Annotated in this window: 6 protein-coding genes and 1 pseudogene; 2 read left to right on the top strand and 5 right to left on the bottom strand. The window is 35.7% G+C overall.

The features are described from left to right. The 3 genes from SKA34_RS23400 to SKA34_RS01355 all read right to left on the bottom strand — a co-directional run. Window positions 1-518, bottom strand: a 518-nt coding sequence (locus tag SKA34_RS23400) for a class I SAM-dependent methyltransferase (RefSeq protein ID WP_006643689.1), incomplete at its 3' end; no start/stop codon positions are given. A gap of 471 nt (window positions 519-989) precedes the next feature. Beyond that, window positions 990-1,880 (bottom strand): fructose bisphosphate aldolase, encoded by an 891-nt coding sequence (locus tag SKA34_RS01360; protein ID WP_006643688.1) that lies wholly within the window; start codon window positions 1,878-1,880, stop codon window positions 990-992. A 145-nt stretch (window positions 1,881-2,025) separates the two neighbouring features. Next, the gene (locus SKA34_RS01355) at window positions 2,026-3,501 is read right to left on the bottom strand and encodes a deoxyribodipyrimidine photo-lyase (protein ID WP_039859898.1); all 1,476 of its coding nucleotides are present in this window, start codon (window positions 3,499-3,501) and stop codon (window positions 2,026-2,028) included. Between the two features lie 132 nt (window positions 3,502-3,633). On the opposite strand from SKA34_RS01355, the gene SKA34_RS01350 reads away from it, so the two are divergent. Then, window positions 3,634-3,939, top strand: coding sequence for a DUF6482 family protein (locus tag SKA34_RS01350; protein WP_006643686.1), 306 nt, complete (start codon window positions 3,634-3,636; stop codon window positions 3,937-3,939). A 393-nt stretch (window positions 3,940-4,332) separates the two neighbouring features. Beyond that, window positions 4,333-5,079 (top strand): C40 family peptidase, encoded by a 747-nt coding sequence (locus SKA34_RS01345; protein WP_006643685.1) that lies wholly within the window; start codon window positions 4,333-4,335, stop codon window positions 5,077-5,079. A gap of 414 nt (window positions 5,080-5,493) precedes the next feature. Here SKA34_RS01345 and SKA34_RS01340 read toward each other — a convergent pair whose 3' ends face one another. Next, window positions 5,494-6,813: an ISNCY family transposase gene (locus tag SKA34_RS01340; RefSeq protein WP_083784328.1), complete on the bottom strand. Its 1,320-nt coding sequence runs from the start codon at window positions 6,811-6,813 to the stop codon at window positions 5,494-5,496. Window positions 6,814-7,012: 199 nt separating this feature from the next. Next, window positions 7,013-7,686: pseudogene (locus SKA34_RS23855) on the bottom strand (ISNCY family transposase); the annotation flags it as partial.

Genomic DNA, 7,686 nt, shown 5'->3' with positions numbered 1-7,686 from the left:
AAACTAGACCAACCACAACCAATGTCTAACAAGCGCATACCTGGTTTTAAATCCAGTTTGCGACAAATCAATTCCATTTTATTTTCTTGAGCTTCGTTTAAATTATTTGCATCTTTCCAATATGCACAAGTATAAGCCATACGGTCATCTAGCATATTAGTATATAAATCGTTACCAATATCATAATGGAAAGGCACATCTTCTTTTACGCGAGATAAAGATTGATTGTTAATTAAGCTTTTTAATTTAGATACGCCAATTTTTGCTGCAATTTTAAATTTATCCGTACCCGATAGTTTTTCTTCAATATTTGCGCGTAATAACTTACTTACCAGAATATCAATTCTCTGACAATCCCATAGGTGATCCATATATCCTTCACCAAAAGCAATAGTTCCTTGAGATAAAATATTATCGAAAAGTTTATCGTCATTAACGATAATATCCCACGGACGGTCACCATTAATTTTAATGTCAGCTTGATTTAAAAGATTAGAAAAAAGTTCTTTATTAGGCATAACAAACCCTGATTATTATTGATGATATCTAATGATTTTTATTAATGTATGTAAGTTATTTTTAATTCGTGTTGATAGTACCAAAAAAATATTTTTATAAAATTTAAAATAGATGAAGATGCTATTAAGTTTTAATAAACATTAAAATAAATTAAACCGAAATACATTAAAATACGAATCGTTATTAAGTTAGAAGTACTATATCGCAAATGTTTTTTTCTGTATTTAGAGTTAAAGACATAAAAAGTCTAAAAACAGACATGAAGCTGATCTTTTAGTTGTAGTGGTTGGAATTAAAACGGAATAAAAATTAACAGGCAAGGAACTCAGAAACTACTTATTCATAAAGTCTAAATAGATAGTGATTAATATTGATCCAAAAAAAACGGCGATCAAACATGTTGACCGCCGTGGCAGTAATTAATTCCAACATAACTTAGCCATGAGCTGCTAAGTCATTTATTTACAAACTTAGGTGCGGGAAGCTTGATAAATAGGTTCGATTGTTGCTGCCAAAGCAGCATCAAACTCAGATTGAGGCTGATCTGCATATAAATCATCGGTAAGTACACGAGAAAAACTCGCAATAATACCGTCGTTTTCTGATAACTTTTCACACGCTTTCATAAGTGGGAAACCACCTGATAAAGCAACCACTCTAATCACATTAGGGTGTGAGATAGTATCTGCATATAAATTAGGCTGTTCTGGAAGAGTGAGTTTTAGCATAACGTAATGGTTAGGTTGTAAATTGTCTAATTGAGACATTAACTCACGATTTAATATAATTTCAGCTTGTGCTTTTTCTGGGCTATCAATACTCACTTCAGGCTCAATAATAGGCACTAAACCAGCATTGATAATTTGTTGAGCGAATAGAATTTGCTGTGCAACCACATCTTTAATACCTTGTTCATTGGCTTCCCAAATCACAGAGCGCATTTTAGTGCCGAATACACCTTTAGCTTTTGCTTTAGCTAAGAGTTGATGTAGCTCAGGCATTGGTTTCATTAACTGCACGCCATTAGCTTTATCTTCTAAGCCTTTATCAACTTTTAGAAAGGGAACAACACCTTTTTCTTCCCATAAATATTGTGAAGTTGGTTTACCTTCTATTTCACGGTCTAACGTATTTTCAAATAAAATAGCACCGATAATACGGTCACTAGTGAAGACAGGGCTTGTAATAATACGAGAACGCATGGCATGAACAAGATCATACATTTGTTCGTCGTTACTGTAGTCTGATTCATTAATACCATAAGATTTTAATGCTTTTGGTGTGCTACCGCCACTTTGGTCAAGTGCTGCAATGAAACCATCTTGAGTACGCATTTTTTCTAGTTGTTTTGAAAATGTCATTATAATTCCCCCTGGGGTTTCTGTGGTTCAATGCCACATGCTTCAGTGTTTCTACAGATTTATTATCTTTCTAACTTGTTACAAACTATAGCGAATAATTTATTTACTGTATTTGTAATCTTTGAAAAAAAAAAGCTAAAAGCAGTCATGATGGTTTTTTTATCCGAACATGGCGCTTGAGAATGGCATTTGTCTCTGATTTAACATCATCACGACCTCGCCATCCCCATAAACGTTGTCTTGCTTCTTTAGCGCTACGTTTGAGATCAATAATAGGATAGAGATAACAGCTGTTGTTATCTAGTTGGTACATCACAACTTCTAATTCAGTAAGGTTCCAAGGCTCAAATAACAAAGGAACAGGGATATTTCCTAATTCAGGTACCCATTTATGGATAAACTCACCATCAGGATCATGTTCTTGTGCCTGCTTAGTCGGATTATAAATACGAATAGTGTTAATGCCGGTGACGCCAGCTTGCATTTGCAATTGGCTGTAATGAATACCAGGTTCGAAATCCAGAAACAATTGGGCAAGGTGAGTAACACCGTCACGCCAATCAATATTTAAGTGGTGGGTCAGAAAGCTAACAAGCATTGAACGCATTCTGAAATTGATATAACCCGTGTGATACAAACATCTCATGCAAGCATCTATAAGAGGGATCCCAGTATTACCTTCTTTCCATGCTTTAAGTTTCAGATCATCTTTCGAACAACTCTCAGCCAGTAAGCGATCATAAGTGCGATTCATACAAAAATATTCAATAGCAGGTTCTGATTCAAACTTTTGAATAAAGTGGCAATGCCAATGAAGCCTAGATGATAAAGCGATTAAACTTCGACGAAATCCTTTATCGTTCCAGTGGGCGAGAACTTGTTGGTAAACCTGCCGTAAAGAAATGTTACCCCAAGCTAAATAGGGAGAAAGTCGGCTACAAGCAGTACGTGATGCTGTTGGGCTGGAAATGGAACGGTAATACTCTTTGCCGCGTCGGCTAAAGAAATCATCAAGTGTTTGTAATGCTAACGTACTTCCTCCCGTTTGCATTCCTTGTTCACGCTCGCGCCATGATTCTGGCGGAGAAAAAAGCATATCGGCCAATTGTTCAGGATAAGTACTAACCCAGTTAACCTTATCTAAATTAACAGAAAAAACAGGCTCTCGCATAACACGATTCCATTGCTTATCCCAATTTGTTCGGTTTTTTGCGCCTCTTATAACAGCACCTTGCTGAAATTCGTGCCATTGAATCTGTTGCTTATCACACCATGCTTTAATATTTAGATCACGCTCAAAGGTACAACCTAATCCAATTTCTTGATGTGAAAACAAAGCATTAATAGGGCAGTGGTGCATTAATTGATCTAAACATTCAACAGCATTACCGTGAAAGATAAAGACTTGGCTATTTACACAAGCAAGCTGATGATTCATATCTTCCAAAGATTGCCAGATAAATCGCCAATGTCGCTCACTATAATGAGGATCACTGAGTAACATTGGCTCCATAATATAAATAAGTAACACTGGAAAGGCGCTATTTGCAGCAACTGAAAGCGCTTGATGATCGGTGAGGCGTAAATCGCGCTTAAGCCACACCACATTTATTTTTTTTATCAATTTAAAGGTTCTTCTATGATTAAAATAACCTATAGCATTACGAAGTAATTAATCTTTTTTCTCACTTGGCACGTAAACATATGCATCACTTGTTTCGCTTAATGTTTAAAAGGAAGAGGAGGTATACATATGACAATGCCACTAAGTAAACTAGAAAAGTTCTTCTACATCGATAAATTGGTTGTTCACTCTATAGACCTATCATTGTATCAAGCATCAGTAGTTATAGATGGTCAAGAACATTACATAACGAATGAAAAAGGTGATTATATACGTGCGATTTCTGTTTTAGAAATACAAAAACTATGTAGAAAATTAAAAGTAAAAAGCTGGGTGCTTAGGCAACAAAGTGCTTACGATGAAATGATAGGTATGCCAAATGGCAAACAAGATAACACGTTAGAAGTCCCGCTAAGCAATAACAAGCTTTATTAGTTATATTAATTGACATTATTGGGAACACTAAATAATTTTTTCTTACTTTTTTATATTATTAGTAACAATTTAAAATAAAACGATTATTAATATATTGAGTTATAAATAGAATCATTCATATAGTGAATTATGCTGTTATAGATAGAAGCATTATGCCGTAAATAAATACGAATTATTGCTAAAGCATTATATATCACTATTTATAGTGATGACTAAGAGCATATTTTTCAAAAATAAAAAGTTAGTAATATCTAATATCTGTTTTTAGAACTGTCTATTCTCTATAGAATAAAAATTAATAATACTAACTATCGGAAGAAGCAATATCTTGCTTATTAAATTGCAATAATAAGTGATTATATTAGTAGACGATAAAAACATAGCGGCATCAACATGTCTTCATATCGCCTTAAAAACTTACTAAAAGCTAAATTAAAAAAGACGTTATTATTCTCCTTAATAGCTTTACCGATCACGGCTTCTGTACACACGCATTCTGAAAATTATATTCAACTCAATAAAAAACATCATTCGAATACATATCATCATATTGTGACTCACCATAACAGTCACAACATTGAACATAAACATAGTGAAACATCGAAGCACAGTGAAAAGCATCATGTAGTACATAAATCGCATTATTCACACTCAAGCCATCATGCTAGTCAAAAAAAGCACAAAATCCCTGTCGATTACTACACCCTGAAAGGGCATTACTTACATCACAAATCATTTTGGTCTGATGTAAGGAATTTTAAACTTCCTCAAAAATGGCGATCCAAGATCTGGCATGCCTATTCACATTGGGCACATACACCTTATCTATATGGCGGTAACACACATCATGGTATTGATTGCTCAGCATTTGTTCGTCGAGTGTTTGATGAGGTCTATCATGTACATTTACCCAGAACTACATTACAGCAAGTAAAATTGGGCTATAAAGTTAGAAAAGAAAACCTTCATTTTGGCGATCTAGTCTTCTTTAAAACCAGTGGCTGGCATCATCATGTTGGAATCTACTTAGATCACGGACGTTTTTTGAATGCGACAAGCTCACGTGGTGTTGCTATATCGAATATCAACCATCCATATTGGCGTAAACGTCTATGGCAAATACGACGCTTAGTTGATTAAAAATTGAAACGTATAACTAAAGATTATTCAATTATCACTAACATTTACATTGCCTCAAGTTCTAACAGAGTTTGAGGCTGTTTTGCTTTTCGGTAATTCCAAATAATCCTTGTTCAAGAATGCATAGCGTTCGCAGAACAAGAATTATTGATGGTAATTACCTATTTTATGGTAAATACGCAATACTGTTAAATGACCCTGTAACAAATTAAAAACTATCAATAAATCAGCAGAGTAGAGCACTACTTGTGACACCATAGTTGGGATTAGTTGACAGATAATAATCTATATATCGTATTTAACATAAGGTACATAATGCGCACCAAAGGTGTAAATCCCTTGTTGCAACCATTTAGAAATGTCACACGGTTCTCCAAGTTAGAAATGTCACTTTTTCTAAGTGACAGAAATTTGTTATTTCGCTTGGTCATACATCACGGGATTTATTCGCGACTGTCTACGTTGTTCTTGTCGTCTTGGTGTATCTGAACGACTACGCTCTCTTAAACCTTCTGATTCCAATCGTTCTTGCTCTACCATCGCTAATCTCAAAACAGCGTCTAAACGCTTATTTTCAACTATCTCTCCCTGATTTATTCGCTCCAATTTATCAAAAATACTGTAACCTAATGATTGACCTAAATGCTTAATATCTATTTGACCGTCAGGGTAATCATGTATCATGATATTTCTACCCACAAGGTTTTCATTTTCTGAATTTTTTTCAAGTAAATACATGACTTTGTCATACTGTAGCGTTAGTGATTTAGTTACTTTTCGCGAAGTTTGCCAGGAGAAAATATCGTATAACTCTTTCGGGGTTTCGTAGATAGGTCTGTGCACATTCAATTGACGTTTAGCTGGTTTAGCAAAGCGCCTGTTATAGTTATCTATAAAACCTGATAACCACTCGTTTGCTTCTTCTATCCCATTAATCCCTGCTAGCCTCATCTCTTTAACTAGACGGTCTTGAAGCGTTAAATTAGCGCGTTCTACGCGCCCTTTAGCTTGTGGAGTATTGGCACAAATTAGCTCAATGTTTAATTCTTTTAGTGCGCGACCATATTGAGTCAGTTTATTGCGGTCTTCGTTGCTAGCATGGTTAACACGGAAAACACCGTGTTTATCCGTGTAGAGCGCGACAGGCTTACCATGCTGTTGTATATACTGCTTAGTCGCAGCCATATATGAAAACGTCGACTCAGAATCACAAAAATATAAATGCATGATGGCGCTTGTTGCGTCATCAATAAAAACAAGCAATGTACATTTATCGGCTCGGCCTTCGAACCAGTCGTGGGGGGAACCATCAAGCTGAATAAGTTCGCCTATACAATCTCTTCTCGCTCTCGGTTGATAAATCTTACGTCTTTTCTTAACCTTTGGTTTCCAAAGTTTTACCGAAACCATCCATTTTCTGATGGTTTCAGTAGAGAGTCTAATATCATGAATTTCAGCTAATTTTTCTGCGGCTAGCGTAGGACCAAAATCGAAGTAATGAGTCTGAATTAAATCAATAACTTGTTTTTTCAATGATGCATTGAATTGACGATTACTTGGCTTAGTTCGCTTTTTTGAAATTAAACCATTAGCCCCGAACTGTCGGTATTGATTAACCAATCTTTGAATATGCCTACGGCTTAAGTTCAGGATTTTAGAAGCATCAATTTGTCTAATACGCTTATCACAAACGTTTTGTATTGTTTCGAGTTTCTGAAGCTCTTTTGTGCTCATCGTGAGTAACATTCCAGCACCGTAGGCTGATTCTTCCATAGGAAGAATCATACACCTAATGTGACATTTCTAAGTTGGAGGAATGTGACATTTTAAAGTAGGGCTGACAAAAGGTGTAAATCCCTTGTTGCAACCATTTAGAAATGTCACACGGTTCTCCAAGTTAGAAATGTCACTTTTTCTAAGTGACAGAAATTTGTTATTTCGCTTGGTCATACATCACGGGATTTATTCGCGACTGTCTACGTTGTTCTTGTCGTCTTGGTGTATCTGAACGACTACGCTCTCTTAAACCTTCTGATTCCAATCGTTCTTGCTCTACCATCGCTAATCTCAAAACAGCGTCTAAACGCTTATTTTCAACTATCTCTCCCTGATTTATTCGCTCCAATTTATCAAAAATACTGTAACCTAATGATTGACCTAAATGCTTAATATCTATTTGACCGTCAGGGTAATCATGTATCATGATATTTCTACCCACAAGGTTTTCATTTTCTGAATTTTTTTCAAGTAAATACATGACTTTGTCATACTGTAGCGTTAGTGATTTAGTTACTTTTCGCGAAGTTTGCCAGGAGAAAATATCGTATAACTCTTTCGGGGTTTCGTAGATAGGTCTGTGCACATTCAATTGACGTTTAGCTGGTTTAGCAAAGCGCCTGTTATAGTTATCTATAAAACCTGATAACCACTCGTTTGCTTCTTCTATCCCATTAATCCCTGCTAGCCTCATCTCTTTAACTAGACGGTCTTGAAGCGTTAAATTAGCGCGTTCTACGCGCCCTTTAGCTTGTGGAGTATTGGCACAAATTAGCTCAATGTTTAATTCTTTTAGTGCGCGACCATATTGAGTCAGTTTATTGCGGTCTT

Origin of the sequence: Photobacterium sp. SKA34 (assembly GCF_000153325.1) — a bacterium.
Lineage (GTDB): Bacteria > Pseudomonadota > Gammaproteobacteria > Enterobacterales > Vibrionaceae > Photobacterium.
Note: the sequence above shows the minus strand (reverse complement) of the source record. Positions and strands in the feature narration are given on the sequence as shown.

Bases quoted from the DNA above. Each gene is read 5' to 3' on its own strand.
- SKA34_RS01360 (WP_006643688.1), bottom strand. From the start codon at position 1,880: ATGACATTTTCAAAACAACTAGAAAAAATGCGTACTCAAGATGGTTTC.
- SKA34_RS01340 (WP_083784328.1), bottom strand. From the start codon at position 6,813: ATGAGCACAAAAGAGCTTCAGAAACTCGAAACAATACAAAACGTTTGT.
- SKA34_RS01345 (WP_006643685.1), top strand. From the start codon at position 4,333: ATGTCTTCATATCGCCTTAAAAACTTACTAAAAGCTAAATTAAAAAAG.
- SKA34_RS01350 (WP_006643686.1), top strand. From the start codon at position 3,634: ATGACAATGCCACTAAGTAAACTAGAAAAGTTCTTCTACATCGATAAA.